Below are 17,960 nucleotides of genomic sequence, written 5' to 3'. Positions count from 1 at the left end.
GCCCTGTGAGGGGCCGGCCCGTTTTTTCGCCTGCCGATGCCGGCCGGGCGGGGCGCTGCGTCAGGCGCGTTTCTTGGCGATGAGGCCGACCACGAAGAGCACGATGATGGCGCCCACCACCGAGGCGATCCAGCCTGCCGGCTCGCCGTCGTGGTACCAGCCGAGCTGACGGCCGAGGAAGCCGGCGACCACCGAGCCGATGATGCCCAGGATGGTGGTCATGACGATGCCCATGGGCTGGTCCCCGGGCATGACGGCGCGGGCGATCAGGCCGACGATGAACCCGACGATGATCATGATGATGATGCTCATGCGCGTGCTCCTTGCGTAAGGAAAAGGTTGCGATGCGTCCCGATCATACTCATGCGCCGCGTTCAGGGGGTGTAACAACACGTATGCGGGGCGCGCCCGCAACATGCTGCGCTGCATCGCGCACGGTTGGCATCAGGACGTGATATCGATTAGCTGCCGGATGTCGCGGGTGAGCGCCTCGATGCTGTCGGTCTCCGACGCCAGCAGCCGCGCGCGGCCCTTGTTGTCGAAAATGTACACGCCGCGGCTGTGGGTCACGTCGTAGATCTCGGCGTCGTCGCCGGGCTTGGGCTTTTCGATCTGGTAGGCGACGCGGTAGCGGCGCGCCAGGTCGGCGATCTGCTTTTCGTCGCCGGTCACGCCGATGGCGTTCTTGTTGAACGCGTCCACATAGGCCTGCAGGATGTCGGGCGTGTCGCGATGCGGATCCACGCTGACGAACACGATGCGCACGTCGCGCGCCTTGTCGCCCAGGTTCTGCAGCACGGCGGTCAGCTGGGCCATGGTGGTGGGGCAGATGTCCGGGCAGCTGGCGTAACCGAAGAACAGCAGCACGGTCTTGCCTTTCAGGTCGTCGCTGCTGACGGTCTTGCCGCCCGCGCCGGGCAGCGAGAACTTCAGGTCGGGCAGGTGGCCCTTGACGTCGTACAGGGTCCAGTTCACGTTCCGGTCGCCGCAGGCGGCGAGCAGCATGAACAGGGTCAGCAGCAGGCCGCGCCAGGCGCGGCCGGAAGTGAGGTGTCTCATGTATCCCAAGGCCGGTCGAGAAAGATAAACCCGTCGATTCTACCCGCATGCCGGGGGCGGGCGCGCCGGGCGCCCGCGCACCGCTTGCGTTGGCGCAAGCCCGCCGCGCGCCGGCGGGTGCGTTTGTGAAGTTTTGTCGGGGCTTTGTCGTGAAAAGCGTTTTCGGGCCCGATGGGGGCGCCGGCCGGAATATATTCAGCCATCAGTCAGATTGATGGCTGCAAGCACACGAAGGCTGGGCCATGCGCTACCCGTACTATCCATACTTTCCCGTCGTCCTCGACATTCTTCATTCGCGCGCCGCCGAGCAGGTGCTGGACGCGCCTTGCGGCACCGGCTGGCTCGGCGACAACCTGCATGCGACGGCCCGGCGCAGCGTCGAACTGGACGGCGTGGGGCTGTGGGAGTTTCCCGAAGCCGGCGGCGGCTACCGCGAGGTCACCGAGCATGACCTGGAAACGCCGCTGTTGCTGAATCGCCAGTACGACGCCGCCGTCTGCTGCGAAGCCATCCACCTGGTGACCAATCCCGGCGTGCTGGTCGACAGCCTGCGGCGCGCGCTGCGGCCGGGCGGCACCGTGGTCATCACCACGCCCAACACCTGGTACTTCCGTTCGCGCCTGCAGTTCCTGCTGCGCGGCTTCCATTCCGGCTTCCGGCCCATGGTGGGCCGCCAGCGCGGGCAGGACTACATCACGTATTTCCCCTGGAGCTACCCGCAGTTGCATCTGCTGCTGTCGCACTACGGCTACGTGGACATCACGCTGCACGAGGTCGACGAGGTCAAGCCCAAGCGCCTGCTGGAGCATCTGCTGGCGCTGCCGTCGCGCCTGTACTACCGGCAGCGGATCAAGCGCGCGGAAAGCGAGGAAGCGCGGCAGTTCTGGCGCGAAGCCGCGCGCGACCAGTCGGTGCATGGCCGCTGGCTGGTGGTGTCGGCGCGGCGGCCGGTCGAGGACATGACGGCCTGACAGGGACGGGCCGCAGGCGCGCATGCCGTGGCGCTGCGCGGCCCGCGCAGTCCCGGCGCACGCAAAGACGGCCCGCGTGCGCGGGCCGTCTTGTCCTGCAACCTGCGTCGTCGCGTCAGGCGGCGCTCATGCCACTGTGGCGCAGCAACGCATCGATGCGCGGCGCGCGGCCGCGGAAGGCGGCGAAGGAGTCCGCCGCCGGACGCGAACCGCCCACCGCCAGCACTTCGCGGCGGAAGCGCGCGCCGGTCTCCGGGTCCAGCGTGCCCTGCGCCGAGCCGGACGGCTGGCTGGCGGCGGCTTCCTCGAAGGCCTCGTAGGCGTCGGCCGACAGCACCTCGGCCCACTTGTAGCTGTAGTAGCCGGCGCCATAGCCGCCGGCGAACAGGTGCGAGAAGGCATGCGGCAGCCGGTGCCAGGCGGGCGGGAACAGCACCGCGACTTCCTGGCGCACTTCCTGCAGCAGGGCCAGCACCTGGGCGATGGAAATGCCCTGGGCGCGGTCGTGCATCAGCATGTCGAACAGCGCGAACTCGATCTGGCGCACGGTCTGCATGCCGCTCTGGTAGTTGCGTGCCGCGATCATGCGGTCGTAGAGCGCGCGCGGCAGCGTCTCGCCGGTGTCGGCGTGGGCCGACAGCTTCTGCACCACGGCCCATTCCCAGCAGAAGTTCTCCATGAACTGCGAGGGCAGTTCGATGGCGTCCCATTCCACGCTGGAGAAGGCGGCGGCGCCGGGCTCGTCCACTTCCGACAGCAGCGCGTGCAGCGCATGGCCGGTCTCGTGGAACAGCGTGATCACGTCGTCATGCGTCAGCACGGCGGCGCGCTCGCCGTTGGGGCGCGAGAAGTTGCAGGTCAGGTAGGCCACCGGCGTCTGCAGGCGTCCGCCGGCCAGGCGGCGGGTGCGCTCGCTGTCGACCCAGGCGCCGCTCTGCTTGCCGGCGCGGGCATACAGGTCCAGGTACAGATGGCCGATCAGCGCGCCCTCGGGGCTTTCCACGCGCACGCCGCGCACGTCGGCGTGCCAGGACGACACCGGCGTTTCCACCAGGCGCACGTTGAACAGGGTCTCGATGACCTCGTACAGGCCGGCCAGCACGCGCGGCTCGGTGAAGTACTGCTTGACCTCGTCTTCCGAGTAGGCGTAGCGCGACTCGCGCAGGCGCTCGGAGGCGTAGGGCACGTCCCAGGGCTGCAGCTCGGCCAGGCCCAGCTCGGCGTCGGCGTAGGCGCGCAGTTCGGTCAGGTCGCGCTGCGCGTAGGGCTTGGCGCGCGCGGCCAGGTCGCGCAGGAACTCGGTGACTTCGTGGGCGTCGCGCGCCATGCGGGTCTGCAGGCGCAGCGCGGCGAAGGTGCCCAGGCCCAGCAGGCCGGCTTCCTCGGCGCGCAGCGACAGCAGTTCTTCGATCAGCGGCGAGTTGTCGTACTGCGCGTCGCCCTGTTCCGACGCGACGGTGCCATAGCCGCGGTACAGCGCCTCGCGCAGGCCGCGGTCGCGGGCGTACTGCATCACGGGCAGGTAGCAGGGCATCTTCAGCGTCAGCTTCCAGCCCGGCTTGCCGTCTTCCTCGGCGGCGGCGCGGGCGGCGGCCAGCACGTCGGCCGGGATGCCGGCCAGGCGCGCTTCGTCCTCGACGAACAGCGACCAGGCGTCGATGGCGTCCAGCACATTCTCGGAGAACTTCTGCGAGGACTGGGCCTCGCGGTCGGAAATGGCGGCGTAGCGCTCGCGGTCGGCGCCCTGCAGCTCGACGCCGCTCAGCCGGAAGTCGCGCAGCGCCATCTCGACGATGCGGCGGCGCACCGGCGTCCAGGCGGCGAAGTCCGGCGCGGCGGCCAGGCGCTGGTATTGCTTGTACAGGCCCTCGTGCAGGCCGACCCAGGTGGAGAATTCGGTGACCAGCGGCAGCGCGGCGTTGTAGGCCTCGCGCAGCTCGGGCGTGTTGACCACGGCGTTCAGGTGGCCCGCCACCGACCAGGCGCGCCACAGGCGCTCGGACGCGGTGTCCAGCGGCTCGGCCACGGCTTCCCAGGTGGCCGGCAGCGACGGGTCGGCGGCGTGCTCGACGGCCTGGCGCGCGATGCCTAGCAGTTCCTCGACGGCGGGCACGATGTGCGCCGGCGTGACGGCCGCGTAGTCGACCAGGTCGGAGACGGGGGCAAGCAGGGGATTCTGGGTCATGGCGGTAGCGGGTGGGGTAGGGGTTGCGGGGCGCGGAGGATGGCGGCGCGGCATATGCCTAACAGGTAGGGGCGATCGGCCCGAACGCAAGGGCAGGATAGAACATCCTGTGCCGTCGCGCTGGCAGGGAGGGGGGATCCGCCCGCCCGCCGGGCCGCGACGGGCCGGGATCGGGCGGGCGGAAGCAGGGCCGGACGGCCCCGGTCGCTCAGGCGGTCAGCCCGGCCGCGCGCTCGGCGGCCTCGACCGTGTTGACCAGCAGCATGGCGATGGTCATGGGGCCCACGCCGCCCGGCACGGGCGTGATGGCGCCGGCCACCTGGCTGGCGGAGGCGAAGTCCACGTCGCCGCACAGCTTGCCGTCGGCGCCGCGGTTGATGCCCACGTCGATGACGACGGCGCCCGGCTTGATCATCGAGCCGTCGATCATGCCCGGCTTGCCGGTTGCCACGACCAGCACGTCGGCGCGGCGCGTCTGCGCGGCCAGATCGCGGGTCTTGGAGTTGCAGATCGTGATGGTGGCGCCCGCCTGCAGCAGCAGCATGGCCATGGGCTTGCCGACGATGTTGCTGGCGCCCACGATGACGGCCTCGGCGCCGCGCAGGGCCACGCCTTCGGATTCCAGCATCTTCATCACGCCGTAGGGCGTGCAGGGGCGGAACAGGGGCTGGCCGGTCATGAGCAGGCCGGCGTTGCTGACGTGGAAACCGTCCACGTCCTTTTCGGCGGCGATGGCCTCGATGACCTTGTGGGCGTCCATGTGCTTGGGCAGCGGCAACTGCACCAGGATGCCGTGGATGGCCGGATCGCGGTTCAGCGTGTCGATGCGGGCCAGCAGCTCGGCCTCGGTCATGTCCGCCGGGTACTGCTCTTTCACGGAATGCAGGCCGGCCTTTTCGCAGGCGGCGACCTTGTTGCGCACGTACACCTGGGAGGCGGGGTCTTCGCCCACCAGCACCACGGCCAGGCCGGGGCGGGCGCCTTGCGCGGCCAGCGCGGCAACGCGCTGGGCGACTTCTTCGCGGATGCGCTGCGAGAGCGCGACGCCGTCAATGATTCTTGCTGTCAATTGGCAACCTCCGCGCTGTGCGCTTCGGTATTCGCCTTGGGAGCGGCCCGGCGGCTCATGCATGCGCCTCCGGCTTGGCCAAGGCGACCTTCATCAGGTCTGCTACGGTGGTCACTTCAAGTTTTTCCATGATGTTGGCGCGGTGCGCCTCGACGGTCTTGATGCTGATGCCCAGGTCGTCGGCGATCTGCTTGTTCAAGCGGCCGGCGACGATGCGCTCCAGCACCTGCTGCTCGCGCGCGGTCAGGCGCGCCAGCATGGCTTCGTGGTCTTTCTGGGCCTGGTGCTTGCTGACGCGCTGCGTCGCCTGCTCCAGCATGCGCGCCACGATCTCGCGCAGGTCCGATTCGTTGAACGGTTTTTCGAGGAAGTCGACCGCGCCCTTCTTCATGGTGGACACGGCCATGGGCACGTCGCCGTGGCCGGTGATGAAGACGATGGGCAGAGGGGCGTTGCGGGCGATCAGCTGTTCCTGCAGTTCCAGGCCGCTCATGCCGGGCATGCGCACGTCGGCGATCAGCACGCCGATCTGGGCCGGATCGTAGTCTTCCAGGAAGGACTCGCCGCTGGCGTAGGCACGGACGCGATAGCCATTGGCCTCCAGCAGCCAGCGCAGCGAATCGCGGACCGCTTCGTCGTCGTCAACAATGAATACCGTGCTCGACAGGTGGGGCGTGTTCATGCGTGCAACTCCTCTGACTGGTCATTCTGGGCCTGCGGCTGGGGTGCAGCGCAGGGCAGGGTAAAGCGGAAAATGGTGCCGCCGGCGGGATTGGGGTCTGCCCACAGGCGGCCATGGTGCGATTCGATAATGGTACGGCAGATATTCAGCCCCATGCCCAGGCCCTGGGACTTGGTGCTGAAGAAAGGTTCGAACAGGCGTTCGGGCTCGGCCAGGCCGTGGCCGCGGTCGACCACGGCCACTTCGATGTGCTGCTCGTGCAGGATCACGGCCACCTTGAGCTCGTCGGATTCGCTCTTTTCCATGGCTTCCAGGCCGTTCTTGAGCAGGTTGAGCAGCACCTGTTCGATCAGGATGGGGTCGGCCAGCACGTCCGGCGCGTTGGACGGCACGAAGCTGTCGATGCGGATGCGGCGCTTGCGCGCATCGATCTCGGCGAAGCCGATGGCGTTGTCGACGATGCGGCCGATGGCCACGCGCTGGCGGCGCGGCTCGCTGCGCTTCACGAATTCGCGGATGCGGCTGATGATCTTGCCGGCGCGCTCGGCCTGCGAGGCGGCCTTTTCCAGCGCCGGCAGCAGCATGTTGGGGCTGGTGTGGCCGGCCTTGACCAGGGCCACCGCGCCCATGCTGTAGTTGGCGATGGCGGTCAGGGGCTGGTTCAGCTCGTGCGCCAGCGACGAGGCCATCTCGCCCATGGTGGTCAGGCGGCTGGTCAGCTGGATCTTCTCCTGCTGCACGCGCGAGGCTTCCTCATGCGTGCGGCGCTCGGTGATGTCGCGCGCCACCTGCATGCGCACGCGGCGGCCGTCGGTCCAGGCCAGCATGCGGTGATGCACCTCGAACCAGCGCTGCACCGAAGGCGCGAACACTTCGACGGATTCGTCGGTGAAGCGGCCGCGGCGGCCGGCCAGCAGCTCGTCGTGGCCGCCGGTCTGGGCGCCGAACACGCGGCGGTAGGTGCGGTTGGCGAACAGCAGCTCCAGGCCGTCGTGGGTGTCGGCCGTGACCGAGATGGCGTCGTCCAGGCCTTCCAGCACCGTCATGAAGCGCTCGTGCGCGGCGGTCAGCGCCTCGCGGATGCGCTTGGGCTCGGTGATGTCGGTCATGGAGGTCATCCAGCCGATCTGGTTGCCGTTGGGATCCAGCAGCGGCGACACGTACATGCGGGCGGTGAAGCGCGAGCCGTCGCGGCGCTGGGCCTCGACTTCCAGGCCGCTGCTGGGCGTCTTGCCCGACATCAGCACGTCCAGCGTGTGCTGGTGCTGTTCGTGGCGGCCGGGCACCCAATAGGGGAAGGGCGGGCTGCGGCCGATCAGGTCGGCCTCGTTCCAGCCGATCATGCGGCAGAAGGCGGGGTTGACGTAGGCGATGCGGCCTTCCATGTCGAGCACCCGCATGCCGGTGGACATGGAGTTCTCCATGGCGCGGCGAAAGCCGGTCTCGGCGATCAGCGCGGCCTCGGCCGTCGAGCGGAAGCGCGTGTAGCGCCACAGCATCAGCAGGCTGATGATGATCACGCAGGACAGCGCCAGCACCACCCAGAGCAGCCGTTGCTGGCGCATTTCCTGGTCGATGGTGACGAACATGACGCTGTCGTCGTGGATGCGTTGCAGCCAGAAGAACACCGCCATCACACAGACATAAAGGATCAGCACCAGGGCTGGCGTGACCCAGTACACCCCGCGGCGGCGCGTGCGGGCGTGGTCGTGGAATGGGGTGGGGATGTTGGACTTGGGCGCGCTGGACATGGAATTCGGGCCAGATAGACCCGGCATTTTAGTGCGTGTTGCCGGGGAATTGCCGGGAATCAAGCCTTCGATTGCGTGGACAGGCTAAAAAATTGCGCCGATGCACCTTTCAGCTTGCGGTCATGATTTCACTTTGTGAAATGCCGTACCGCAACATGAAATTTTCCTTGCGACCGGTTAATCTTCTTTCTTAGAATGCCGGCTGATAAGGGAACCCTCCCCGAAGGCAGGTTTCCAGAACACCCACGACCCATGCAGGACATGGTAGCCCGGATGACCCGGACGCCACGGACTGGCCGCGAGCAGACCAATAAGCGCGGGTGTGGTCATGAACGAACCCCAACAGGAGACACACGATGTCCTCTTTCGCCCAGGCTGGCGCCGTGCAGGCTGCCAACGACGAAGACACCCTAGAGACCCAGGAGTGGCTCGAAGCCCTGGCAGCCGTCCTTGACCGCGAAGGACCGCAGCGCGCGCACTACCTGCTGGAACGCCTGATCGACGAGGCGCGCCGCTCCGGCGCCCACATCCCGTTCTCGCCCAACACCGCCTACGTCAACACGATCCCGCCCGGCCTGGAGCCGGCGCACCCGGGCAACCTGGAACTGGAATCGCGCATCCGCTCGTACGTGCGCTGGAATGCCATGGCCATGGTCGTCAAGGCCAACAAGCACAACCCGCCGGACGGCGGCGACCTGGGCGGCCACATCGCCTCCTTCGCCTCGCTGGCCACCATGATCGGCTGCGGCCAGAACCACTTCTGGCACGCCGAGACCGAGAACCACGGCGGCGACCTGGTCTACTTCCAGGGCCACACGTCGCCCGGCATGTACGGCCGCGCCTACCTCGAAGGCCGCCTGACCGAAGACCAGCTGAACCACTTCCGCCAGGAAGTGGACGGCAAGGGCCTGTCCTCGTACCCGCATCCGAAGCTGATGCCGGACTTCTGGCAGTTCCCCACGGTGTCGATGGGCCTGGGCCCGCTGATGGCCATCTACCAGGCGCGCTTCCTGAAGTACCTGCACGCCCGCGGCATCGCCGACACCAGCAAGCGTAAGGTCTGGGTCTTCTGCGGCGACGGCGAGATGGACGAGCCGGAATCGCTGGGCGCCATCGCCCTGGCGGCGCGCGAGAAGCTGGACAACCTGATCTTCGTCATCAACTGCAACCTGCAGCGCCTGGACGGCCCGGTGCGCGGCAACGGCAAGATCATCCAGGAGCTGGAAGGCGACTTCCGCGGCTCGGGCTGGAACGTGATCAAGCTGATCTGGGGCGGCTACTGGGATCCGCTGCTGGCGCATGACAAGGAAGGCATCCTGCGCAAGATCATGGAAGAGACCGTCGATGGCGAGTACCAGGCGTACAAGGCCAACGACGGCAAGTTCGTGCGCGAGCACTTCTTCGGCAAGCACCCCAAGCTGCTGGAAGCCGTGTCGCGCATGAGCGACGAGGACATCTGGCGCCTGAACCGCGGCGGCCATGACCCGCACAAGGTGTTCGCCGCGTTCGACTCGGCCACCAGGCACGAGGGCCAGCCCACCGTCATCCTGGCCAAGACCATCAAGGGCTACGGCATGGGCCACGTCGGCCAGGCCAAGAACCCCACCCACCAGCAGAAGAAGCTGGAGCTGGACTCGATCCGCGAATTCCGCGACCGCTTCGCCATCCCGATCCCGGACGACCAGCTGGCCGACCTGCCGTACTTCAAGCCGGCGGAAGACTCGCCCGAAATGAAGTACCTGCACGAGCGCCGCGCCGCGCTGGGCGGCTACCTGCCGCGCCGCCGCGCCAAGGCCGACGAACAGCTCAAGGCCCCGGCGCTGGACGCCTTCAAGGCCGTGCTGGAGCCCACCGCGGAAGGCCGCGAGATCTCCACCACCCAGGCTTTCGTGCGCATCTTGAACCAAGTGCTGCGCGACAAGGACCTGGGTCCGCGCGTCGTGCCGATCCTGGCCGACGAATCGCGCACCTTCGGCATGGAAGGCCTGTTCCGCCAGATCGGCATCTACGCGCCGGAAGGCCAGAAGTACACCCCGGTCGACAAGGACCAGGTCATGTACTACAAGGAAGCGGCCGACGGTCAGCTCCTGCAGGAAGGCATCAATGAAGCGGGCGCGATGAGCTCGTGGATCGCGGCGGCCACGTCGTACTCCTCGAACAACCGCATCATGATCCCGTTCTTCATCTACTACTCGATGTTCGGATTCCAGCGCATCGGCGACCTGGCCTGGGCGGCCGGCGACATGCAGGCGCGCGGCTTCCTGCTGGGCGGCACCGCCGGGCGCACCACGCTCAACGGCGAGGGCCTGCAGCACGAGGACGGCCACAGCCACATCCTGGCCTCGACCATCCCCAACTGCGTCTCGTACGACCCGACGTTCGGCCATGAACTGGCCGTGATCATCCAGCATGGCCTGAAGCGCATGGTGGAAGATCAGGAAAACGTCTACTACTACCTGACGGTGATGAACGAAAACTACCCGCAGCCCGGTCTGACCACGGGCGACGAGGAAGGCATCATCAAGGGCATGTACAAGCTCAAGTCGCACGGCAAGGGCAAGAACCGCGTGCAGCTGATGGGTTCGGGCACGATCCTGCGCGAAGTCATGGCCGCCCAGGAACTGCTGGAAGCCGACTGGGGCGTCGCCTCCGACCTGTGGAGCGTCACCAGCTTCACCGAGCTGCGCCGCAACGGCCTGGACGCCGAGCGCCACAACATGCTGCACCCCGACGAGAAGAAGCCGCAGGTGGCCTACGTCACCGAGCAGCTGGCCAAGACCGAAGGCCCGATCATCGCGTCGACCGACTACATGAAGCTGTTCGCCGACCAGATCCGTCCGTTCGTGCCGAAGGGCCGCGAATACAAGGTGCTGGGCACCGACGGCTTCGGCCGCTCGGACTTCCGCTCGAAGCTGCGCGAGCACTTCGAGGTGGACCGCCACTTCGTCGTGGTCGCCGCGCTGCGCGCGCTGGCCGACGAAGGCAAGCTGCCGCTCGCCAAGGTGGCCGAGGCCATCAAGAAGTACGGCATCAATCCGAACAAAGCCAACCCGCAATACGCCTGAGGGTAAAGAGACATGAGCAACATCGTGCAGATCAAGGTTCCGGACATCGGCGACTTCAAGGAAGTGGAAGTCATCGAGGTGCTGGTGGCGGTGGGCGACACGATCAAGGCTGAGCAGAGCCTGATCACGGTGGAGTCCGACAAGGCGTCGATGGAGATTCCGGCCTCGCAGGGCGGGGTGGTGAAGTCGATCAGCGTGAAGGTAGGCGACAAGGTCGCGGAAGGCACGGTGGTGCTGGAAGTGGAGGCGGCAGGCGCCGCCGCCGCGCCGGCAGCCGCGCCCGCTGCTGCTGCGCCGGCCAAGGCCGCTGAAGCGGCCAAGCCTGCCGCCGCTGCGCCGGCTCCGGCCGCCGCGTCGGCCGCCAGCGCCGGTCCCGTCGACATCCAGGTGCCGGACATCGGCGACTTCAAGGAAGTCGAGGTCATCGAAGTCATGGTCGCCGTGGGCGACACGATCAAGGCCGAGCAGAGCCTGATCACCGTCGAGTCCGACAAGGCCTCGATGGAGATTCCCGCCTCGCAGGGCGGCGTGGTCAAGGAAGTGAAGGTCAAGGTCGGCGACAAGGTCGCCAAGGGCTCGGTCGTGGTCGTGGTGGAAGGCTCGGCTCCGGCCGCCGCCGCGCCCGCCCAGGCCGCTGCCGCCGCGCCCGCGCCCAAGGCCGAGGCGCAGGCACCGGCGGCTCCCGCCGCCGCGCCGGCCGTGCGTCCGGCTCCGGCCGCCGCGCTGGAAGACGCCAACCTGAAGCCGGGCCAGCTGCCGCACGCTTCGCCCTCGGTGCGCAAGTTCGCGCGCGAGCTGGGCGTGAACCTGAGCAAGGTCAAGGGCTCCGGTCCCAAGGACCGCATCACGGCCGACGACGTGCGCGCCTTCGTCAAGCAGGCGCTGGCCGCGCCGGCCGCCGCCGCTGGCGGTTCGGCCGACGGCGCCGCGCTGGGCCTGTTGCCGTGGCCCAAGGTCGACTTCACCAAGTTCGGCCCGATCGAAGCCAAGCCGCTGTCGCGCATCAAGAAGATCTCCGGCGCGAACCTGCACCGCAACTGGGTCATGATCCCGCACGTCACCAACAACGACGAAGCGGACATCACCGACCTGGAAGCGCTGCGCGTCACGCTGAACAAGGAAAACGAGAAGTCGGGCATCAAGGTCACGATGCTGGCCTTCCTGATCAAGGCCGTGGTCGCGGCCCTGAAGAAGTTCCCCGAGTTCAACGCCTCGCTGGACGGCGACAATCTGGTGCTCAAGCAGTACTACCACATCGGCTTCGCCGCCGACACGCCCAACGGGCTGGTGGTGCCGGTGATCCGCGATGCCGACAAGAAGGGCATCCTGCAGATCGCCCAGGAAATGACCGACCTGTCCAAGAAGGCCCGCGACGGCAAGATCTCGCCGGCCGACATGCAGGGCGGCTGCTTCTCGATCTCGTCGCTGGGCGGCATCGGCGGCACCTCGTTCACGCCCATCATCAATGCGCCCGAAGTGGCCATCCTGGGCGTGTCGCGTTCGTCGCACAAGCCGGTCTGGGACGGCAAGCAGTTCGTGCCGCGCCTGATCGTGCCGCTGTCGCTGTCCTATGACCACCGCGTCATCGACGGCGCCGCCGCGGCCCGCTTCAACGCCTATCTGGGCGCGCTGCTGGCCGACTTCCGCCGCATCGCGCTGTAACCGGGGAGCCTTCATGAGCAATACCGTTCAAATCAAGGTTCCGGACATCGGCGACTTCAAGGAAGTGGAAGTCATCGAGGTGCTGGTGGCGGTGGGCGACACGATCAAGGCCGAGCAGAGCCTGATCACGGTGGAGTCCGACAAGGCGTCGATGGAGATTCCGGCCTCGCAGGGCGGGGTGGTGAAGTCGATCAGCGTGAAGGTAGGCGACAAGGTTGCGGAAGGCACGGTGGTGCTGGAAGTGGAGGCGGCAGGCGCCGCCGCCGCGCCGGCAGCCGCGCCCGCTGCTGCCGCGCCGGCCAAGGCTGCGGAAGCGGCCAAGCCTGCCGCGGCCGTTGCGTCGACCCCGGCTCCGGCCGCCGCCAGCTTCGGCGGCTCGGCCGATGCCGAGTACGACATGCTGGTGCTGGGCGCGGGCCCCGGCGGCTATTCGGCCGCCTTCCGCGCCGCCGACCTGGGCCTGTCCACCGTGCTGGTGGAACGCTACGACACGCTGGGCGGCGTCTGCCTGAACGTGGGCTGCATCCCGTCCAAGGCGCTGCTGCACAACGCCGCGATCATCGACGAGGCGCGCGAGCTGGCCGCCCATGGCATCAGCTTCGGCGAGCCCAAGATCGACCTGGACAAGCTGCGCGGCTACAAGGACAGCGTGGTCGCCAAGCTGACCGGCGGCCTGGCCGGCATGGCCAAGGCGCGCAAGGTCACCGTGGTGCACGGCGTGGGCGAGTTCGTCGACCCGTATCACCTGAAAGTCACGGGCAAGGACGGCAAGGTCCAGACGCTGCGCTTCAAGCAGGCCATCATCGCCGCCGGCAGCCAGTCGGTGAAGCTGCCGTTCCTGCCGCAGGACGAGCGCATTGTCGACTCGACCGGCGCGCTGCTGCTGCGCGAGATCCCCAAGAAGATGCTGATCGTCGGCGGCGGCATCATCGGCCTGGAAATGGGCACGGTGTATTCCACGCTGGGCGCGCGCCTGGACGTGGTGGAAATGCTGGACGGCCTGATGCAGGGCGCCGACCGCGACATGGTCAAGGTGTGGCAGAAGAAGAATGCCTACCGCTTCGACAACATCATGTTGAAGACCAAGACCGTGGGCGCCGAGGCGAAGAAGGACGGCATCTACGTCAGCTTCGAAGGCGAGGGCGCTCCCAAGGAACCCCAGCGCTACGACCTGGTGCTGCAGGCCGTGGGCCGCAGCCCCAACGGCAAGAAGATCGGCGCCGACAAGGCGGGCATCGCCGTCACCGACCGTGGTTTCATCGAGGTCGACAAGCAGATGCGCACCAACGTGCCGCACATCTACGCCATCGGCGACATCGTGGGCCAGCCCATGCTGGCGCACAAGGCCGTGCATGAAGGCCACGTGGCGGCGGAAGCCGCGGCCGGCCAGAAGTCCTTCTTCGACGCCCGCGTCATTCCGTCGGTGGCCTACACCGATCCGGAAGTGGCCTGGGTGGGCCTGACGGAAGACGAGGCCAAGAAGCAGGGCATCAAGTTCGAGAAGGGCGTGTTCCCCTGGGCCGCCTCCGGCCGCGCCATCGCCAATGGCCGCGACGAGGGCTTCACCAAGCTGATCTTCGACGCGGACACGCACCGCATCCTGGGCGGCGGCATCGTGGGCACCCACGCCGGCGACCTGATCAGCGAAGTGGCGCTGGCCGTGGAAATGGGCGCGGACGTGATCGACATCGCCAAGACCATCCACCCGCACCCCACGCTGGGTGAATCGGTCGGCATGGCCGCGGAAGTGGCCGAAGGCGTGTGCACGGACCTGCCGCCGATGAAGAAGAAGTAAGCGGACGCGGTTTGTCTGCGAAATCCCCGCGCGGCGGCGACGCTGCGCGGGGATTTTTTTCGTCTGGTCTGTGCAGGGACGCGCCGCGTGCTTTGGGGGAACCGCGCCGGACGGGGCGGACAAGGGTGGACAGGTTTGTCACTGTCGGCCGGACCGGGATGACGGCCCTGCGCTATGTTCACGTCCAGGGTGTGTCGGCATATGGCAGCTTGGCGTGGGGCGATGGCCGGCTCATCCATCCTTGGGGAGGTGGTGGCATGGCTAAAGGCAAGACATCCGTAGCGACGGCGCGCGAGACGGCGCCGGAGGCGTTGCTGGGGGATATCCGGATATTGATCGAGGGGGCTCGGCAGCGTGCTGCCTCGGCGGTGAACAGCGAGCTGACAATGCTTTATTGGCGCATCGGCCAGCGCATCCACGCGCAAGTACTTGAGGGGCGGCGGGCCGACTACGGCGAGGAAGTGCTGCCCAATGTAGCGGCGCAGTTGGTGCGGGAGTATGGCAGCAGTTTTTCGGTCAAGAACCTGCGCCGCATGGTGCAGTTCGCCACGACTTTTCCGGACGAGCAGATTGTCGTATCGCTGATACGACAATTGAGCTGGACCCATTTCATCGCCCTGATCCCGCTGAAAGACCCGCTCCAACGCGACTACTACGCACAAATGGCCAGCATCGAACGCTGGAGCGTACGGACCTTGCGCGAGCGCATCAACTCCATGCTCTACGAGCGCACGGCGCTGTCCCAAAAACCGGACGAACTGATCGCCAGCGAGTTGGCGACCCTGGCCGGCGCGCAGCGTATGTCGCCGGCGCTGGTGATGCGCGACCCCTACATCCTGGACTTCCTGGGCCTGCAGAACAGTTGGCAGGAAGGCGACCTTGAAGCCGCGATCATCCGCGAGATGGAATCCTTCCTGCTGGAACTGGGCGCGGGCTTTTCTTTCCTGGCACGGCAGAAGCGCATCCAGATCGACGACGAGGATTTCCATCTGGATCTGCTGTTCTATAACCGCAAGCTGAGGCGGCTGGTCGCCGTCGAGTTGAAGATCGGTGAGTTCGAGGCGGCGCACAAGGGTCAGATGGAGCTGTACCTGCGCTGGCTGGACAGGCACGAACGCGAGCCTGGCGAGGCCGCGCCATTGGGGATCATCCTGTGCGCGGGCAAGAAGCGCGAGCAGATCGAACTGCTGGAACTGGACAGATCAGGGATACACGTCGCCGAGTACCTGACGGCCTTGCCGTCGCGCGAGGTGCTGGGTGAAAGGTTGCAGCAGGCGGCGACGCGGGCTCGTTTGCGGATCGAGCAGCGTGGCGGTGAAACGATGTAGCGGGGGCAGCGCCCGTACGGTTGCGGTGGACATGCGCGGTGCGGTGCCGTTGTCGGCTGCTTGCCCGGCTCGCATCGCGGCATCTGCCAGGCTGTCGTGCTACGGCCTGAGCGCGCGCAAGGGTCGTCTCGCCAGTTTCGTTTTGAAGTCCTGTCGGCAATCGCAGATGATGTGGATGTAAACGACGTCACCAACGACGTCGTAGATCACCCGGTTCTTGGCGGCAATGATCTCGAGAACGTGAGTGGCGGGCAGTTCGGGCGGTGCATGGCCGGCGCCCGGAAAGCGTTCCAGATTCAGGACCGCCTTCTTGATCTTCGCGTAGGCGTCCAGCCAGATGGACGGAGAGAAGTGCTTGATGACATAGCGCCGGATCTCGAACAGGTCGTCGGCGGCGGACTGAAGAAACACGACCCGATGCGTCATGCAGGGTCTTCCTGGTCCATGGCTTCAATCCGCGCGAATACATCAGTGGCCGGGATCGTCCGGCCTTCCTCTATTTCCCTGCGGCCTTGCGCAAGCAGCTGGAGCAAGGCAATCGCCTGTTCCTGCTCTTCATAGCTTTGCACATCCATGACGACGAGTTTGGCCTCGCCATTTTGGGTGATCAACAACGGTTCGCGCGTCTGGGACAGGGTCGTGACGATTTCGGCCGCATGGCTCTTGAGATATGAGATCGGTTTGACCTGTGTTGAGTACTTCATGGGCAGAGCTCCAACCAAATGGATGCATCGGACTTATTTTAGTCTGAATTCAGTCTTGTGGCTCGGGTGCTCCATGCTGTGCAAGCCATGGTGATCGGGCTGATATCCGATCCTCGTCGCGGCAAACTGCAAAAAAGAAAATCCCCACGCAGCATTGCTGTGTGGGGATTCGGCAATCGTCGCAAGGGCGGGCGCAGCGAGGCCCGCGTGTTCAGGCGTGCGTATTGACCCGCGAGCCCAGCGTGGCGTCCTGGGCCATGGCCGGAACGGCGCCCTGCATCAGCGTGGCCACGGTTTGCGACTGCATGTTCAACACTTTCTTGAGCAGGGTGGCCTGGACCTGGTCGACCGTTTGCGCGTCGCGCATGGCCAGGACGGTGTTGACGGCGTTGTTGACGGAGTCCATGTCTGAGGTTCCTGCGTGGGCGGCTCGGGAATGAGCCTGGTGGGAGGTTATTGTCGCGTAGTTTCCGCGTTTCGGGGAGCGTTCTGCTGCGCCTTGCAGGATATTTTTTCGCTCGTCCCGGAAGAGGCCAGGCGTAGGCGTGGATGGGCCGACCGGCGCGTCCACGGGCCGTTCATGGGCGAGCAGGGCATTCCTTGACGGTGCCCCATCCTTGGTTGGGTTCGCAGTATTGCCTGCGTGCGGCCCAGGCGCAGTCCGGCCGGTCGAAGAAGCTCAATCCGGCGCAGCGTTGCAGCTCTGCCTTCAATGCGTCCAGCCAGCTGTCGCGCGGTTCGGCGGGGATTTCGGTGATCCGGAGAGTGGGGACGGGCGCGGGCGCCGGGGCCGGCTGGGGCGTGGCAGGGGTCTCAGTCTCCGGCGTGTCGGCATGCGGCGCGCGCGCCGGTGCATCGACTGCGGGTGTTGATGGCGTGGCGGCGGACGCGGGCGGCGCCGGCTCGCGCTCCGACGGGTGGCGGAGTTCTTCCGGGGCGCTATCGGCATGTTCCTGCCCCAGGCCCGGCAGCGGCTGCAGGGGCTGCAGCGGCAACCGCACGGGGCTGGCGGCCGACGCGCCGGTGCGTTCCGAATTGGGTGTGCTCCAGTACACGACCAGCAGCACGAGCGCGCCGTATATCGCCAGGGTATAGAGCGTGGTGAGCGTGGCCCAGCCCACGCGCCTGCCGGTGATGGGCGGGGCGTCCTCGCGGCCAAGCAGGCTGCGCCAGCGGACCAGCGTGGCCCCGGGCGCGCTGATCAGCCACCAGGCCAGGCGCCGGAGCGGGCCGGGCGGGCGAGGCAGCTGGGCGCTGACCTGGGCGGCCAGCAGTTCGCGCAGGGCTCGGTTTTCCTCGAGCAGGCGTTGGGCATCCGCCGGCGTCTGATCATTGCGATCCGGAGTGCTGTCATGCTGCGTAGCGAGGGGATCGGACGGCGTGGCGGTCATGTTGAGAAAACTATAGATACAAAATCATGCGACCGCAATTATGAGGGGCGCAGGCAGCGGTCAAAAAATCGAATAAGCGGGCAAAAGGCCGGCTGCGGCAGGCACTTGCTTGCGGGGGGTAAACATGTGTCCGGAAAGCGGACGCGACACGGGAGGGGGGCGTATGGCCATGCAAGTTCAGGCGAGTTTTCTCACGCCCGGTGCCGCGCGGAATGCGATCCGGCGATTGCGACAGATCCGGGGCTGTCGTCGGAATGGCTCGCGCGCTTGAAAGCACAAAGCCGGCTTGCGCCGGCTT

General features: G+C 66.8%; 15 protein-coding genes. 5 read left to right on the top strand and 10 right to left on the bottom strand.

Features of this window, described 5'->3' with window-relative positions; genetic code table 11:
* Positions 1 to 60: 60 nt before the first annotated feature.
* Both AC6LJ9_RS27560 and AC6LJ9_RS27555 read right to left on the bottom strand, forming a co-directional pair.
* Positions 61 to 312 carry a GlsB/YeaQ/YmgE family stress response membrane protein gene (locus tag AC6LJ9_RS27560; protein WP_498150015.1) on the bottom strand — a complete coding sequence of 84 codons (252 nt, stop codon included), beginning with the start codon at positions 310 to 312 and terminating at the stop codon, positions 61 to 63.
* A 132-nt stretch (positions 313 to 444) separates the two neighbouring features.
* Positions 445 to 1,059, bottom strand: a complete 615-nt coding sequence (locus AC6LJ9_RS27555; RefSeq protein WP_212320859.1) for an SCO family protein — start codon at positions 1,057 to 1,059, stop codon at positions 445 to 447.
* Between the two features lie 242 nt (positions 1,060 to 1,301).
* Here AC6LJ9_RS27555 and AC6LJ9_RS27550 point away from each other — a divergent pair, with 242 nt between their 5' ends.
* Entirely contained in the window at positions 1,302 to 2,030 is a 729-nt protein-coding gene (locus tag AC6LJ9_RS27550; protein WP_498150014.1) for a class I SAM-dependent methyltransferase, read from the top strand.
* A 115-nt stretch (positions 2,031 to 2,145) separates the two neighbouring features.
* Here AC6LJ9_RS27550 and AC6LJ9_RS27545 read toward each other — a convergent pair whose 3' ends face one another.
* From AC6LJ9_RS27545 to AC6LJ9_RS27530, 4 genes are all read right to left on the bottom strand, one after another.
* Positions 2,146 to 4,215 (bottom strand): M3 family metallopeptidase, encoded by a 2,070-nt coding sequence (locus AC6LJ9_RS27545; RefSeq protein WP_498150013.1) that lies wholly within the window; start codon positions 4,213 to 4,215, stop codon positions 2,146 to 2,148.
* 208 nt (positions 4,216 to 4,423) lie between these two features.
* A complete protein-coding gene (folD, locus tag AC6LJ9_RS27540; protein WP_498150012.1) occupies positions 4,424 to 5,284 on the bottom strand; it encodes a bifunctional methylenetetrahydrofolate dehydrogenase/methenyltetrahydrofolate cyclohydrolase FolD in 861 nt (286 codons plus the stop codon).
* 55 nt (positions 5,285 to 5,339) lie between these two features.
* The gene (locus AC6LJ9_RS27535; protein WP_103273993.1) at positions 5,340 to 5,966 is read right to left on the bottom strand and encodes a response regulator transcription factor; all 627 of its coding nucleotides are present in this window, start codon (positions 5,964 to 5,966) and stop codon (positions 5,340 to 5,342) included.
* The gene (locus tag AC6LJ9_RS27530) at positions 5,963 to 7,717 is read right to left on the bottom strand and encodes a PAS domain-containing sensor histidine kinase (protein ID WP_212320812.1); all 1,755 of its coding nucleotides are present in this window, start codon (positions 7,715 to 7,717) and stop codon (positions 5,963 to 5,965) included. Before AC6LJ9_RS27530 ends, AC6LJ9_RS27535 begins: the two co-directional genes overlap by 4 nt.
* Positions 7,718 to 8,073: 356 nt before the next feature.
* Between AC6LJ9_RS27530 and aceE the strand changes: the two genes are divergently transcribed.
* The 4 genes from aceE to AC6LJ9_RS27510 all read left to right on the top strand — a co-directional run bounded on the left by aceE (position 8,074) and on the right by AC6LJ9_RS27510 (position 15,567).
* Complete coding sequence (aceE, locus tag AC6LJ9_RS27525) at positions 8,074 to 10,782, top strand: pyruvate dehydrogenase (acetyl-transferring), homodimeric type (RefSeq protein WP_498150011.1); 2,709 nt, start codon at positions 8,074 to 8,076, stop codon at positions 10,780 to 10,782.
* 12 nt (positions 10,783 to 10,794) lie between these two features.
* A complete protein-coding gene (gene aceF, locus AC6LJ9_RS27520; RefSeq protein ID WP_498150010.1) occupies positions 10,795 to 12,444 on the top strand; it encodes a dihydrolipoyllysine-residue acetyltransferase in 1,650 nt (549 codons plus the stop codon).
* A gap of 13 nt (positions 12,445 to 12,457) precedes the next feature.
* On the top strand, positions 12,458 to 14,239 hold the full coding sequence (lpdA, locus tag AC6LJ9_RS27515; RefSeq protein ID WP_498150009.1) for a dihydrolipoyl dehydrogenase: 1,782 nt from the start codon (positions 12,458 to 12,460) through the stop codon (positions 14,237 to 14,239).
* Between the two features lie 257 nt (positions 14,240 to 14,496).
* Positions 14,497 to 15,567, top strand: a complete 1,071-nt coding sequence (locus tag AC6LJ9_RS27510) for a PDDEXK nuclease domain-containing protein (protein ID WP_498150008.1) — start codon at positions 14,497 to 14,499, stop codon at positions 15,565 to 15,567.
* A gap of 99 nt (positions 15,568 to 15,666) precedes the next feature.
* Here AC6LJ9_RS27510 and AC6LJ9_RS27505 read toward each other — a convergent pair whose 3' ends face one another.
* The 4 genes from AC6LJ9_RS27505 to AC6LJ9_RS27490 form a co-directional block, all read right to left on the bottom strand.
* On the bottom strand, positions 15,667 to 15,993 hold the full coding sequence (locus tag AC6LJ9_RS27505) for a type II toxin-antitoxin system RelE/ParE family toxin (RefSeq protein WP_498150007.1): 327 nt from the start codon (positions 15,991 to 15,993) through the stop codon (positions 15,667 to 15,669).
* Complete coding sequence (locus tag AC6LJ9_RS27500; protein WP_103274000.1) at positions 15,990 to 16,271, bottom strand: type II toxin-antitoxin system Phd/YefM family antitoxin; 282 nt, start codon at positions 16,269 to 16,271, stop codon at positions 15,990 to 15,992. The genes AC6LJ9_RS27505 and AC6LJ9_RS27500 overlap by 4 nt, the downstream gene beginning before the upstream one ends.
* A gap of 211 nt (positions 16,272 to 16,482) precedes the next feature.
* Complete coding sequence (locus AC6LJ9_RS27495; RefSeq protein ID WP_212320818.1) at positions 16,483 to 16,677, bottom strand: putative motility protein; 195 nt, start codon at positions 16,675 to 16,677, stop codon at positions 16,483 to 16,485.
* Between the two features lie 172 nt (positions 16,678 to 16,849).
* Positions 16,850 to 17,662 (bottom strand): hypothetical protein, encoded by an 813-nt coding sequence (locus tag AC6LJ9_RS27490; RefSeq protein ID WP_498150006.1) that lies wholly within the window; start codon positions 17,660 to 17,662, stop codon positions 16,850 to 16,852.
* Between the last annotated feature and the right edge of the window lie 298 nt (positions 17,663 to 17,960).

Source organism: Achromobacter sp. 1011811831 (assembly GCF_059760905.1).
This window is presented reverse-complemented; position numbering and strand designations above follow the sequence as displayed.

Excerpts from the sequence above, each read along its gene's own strand:
- AC6LJ9_RS27560 (WP_498150015.1), bottom strand. The coding sequence starts at position 312 with ATGAGCATCATCATCATGATCATCGTCGGGTTCATCGTCGGCCTGATC.
- AC6LJ9_RS27555 (WP_212320859.1), bottom strand. The coding sequence starts at position 1,059 with ATGAGACACCTCACTTCCGGCCGCGCCTGGCGCGGCCTGCTGCTGACC.
- AC6LJ9_RS27550 (WP_498150014.1), top strand. The coding sequence starts at position 1,302 with ATGCGCTACCCGTACTATCCATACTTTCCCGTCGTCCTCGACATTCTT.
- AC6LJ9_RS27545 (WP_498150013.1), bottom strand. The coding sequence starts at position 4,215 with ATGACCCAGAATCCCCTGCTTGCCCCCGTCTCCGACCTGGTCGACTAC.
- AC6LJ9_RS27535 (WP_103273993.1), bottom strand. The coding sequence starts at position 5,966 with ATGAACACGCCCCACCTGTCGAGCACGGTATTCATTGTTGACGACGAC.
- AC6LJ9_RS27530 (WP_212320812.1), bottom strand. The coding sequence starts at position 7,717 with ATGTCCAGCGCGCCCAAGTCCAACATCCCCACCCCATTCCACGACCAC.
- aceE (WP_498150011.1), top strand. The coding sequence starts at position 8,074 with ATGTCCTCTTTCGCCCAGGCTGGCGCCGTGCAGGCTGCCAACGACGAA.
- aceF (WP_498150010.1), top strand. The coding sequence starts at position 10,795 with ATGAGCAACATCGTGCAGATCAAGGTTCCGGACATCGGCGACTTCAAG.
- lpdA (WP_498150009.1), top strand. The coding sequence starts at position 12,458 with ATGAGCAATACCGTTCAAATCAAGGTTCCGGACATCGGCGACTTCAAG.
- AC6LJ9_RS27510 (WP_498150008.1), top strand. The coding sequence starts at position 14,497 with ATGGCTAAAGGCAAGACATCCGTAGCGACGGCGCGCGAGACGGCGCCG.
- AC6LJ9_RS27505 (WP_498150007.1), bottom strand. The coding sequence starts at position 15,993 with ATGACGCATCGGGTCGTGTTTCTTCAGTCCGCCGCCGACGACCTGTTC.
- AC6LJ9_RS27500 (WP_103274000.1), bottom strand. The coding sequence starts at position 16,271 with ATGAAGTACTCAACACAGGTCAAACCGATCTCATATCTCAAGAGCCAT.
- AC6LJ9_RS27495 (WP_212320818.1), bottom strand. The coding sequence starts at position 16,677 with ATGGACTCCGTCAACAACGCCGTCAACACCGTCCTGGCCATGCGCGAC.
- AC6LJ9_RS27490 (WP_498150006.1), bottom strand. The coding sequence starts at position 17,662 with ATGACCGCCACGCCGTCCGATCCCCTCGCTACGCAGCATGACAGCACT.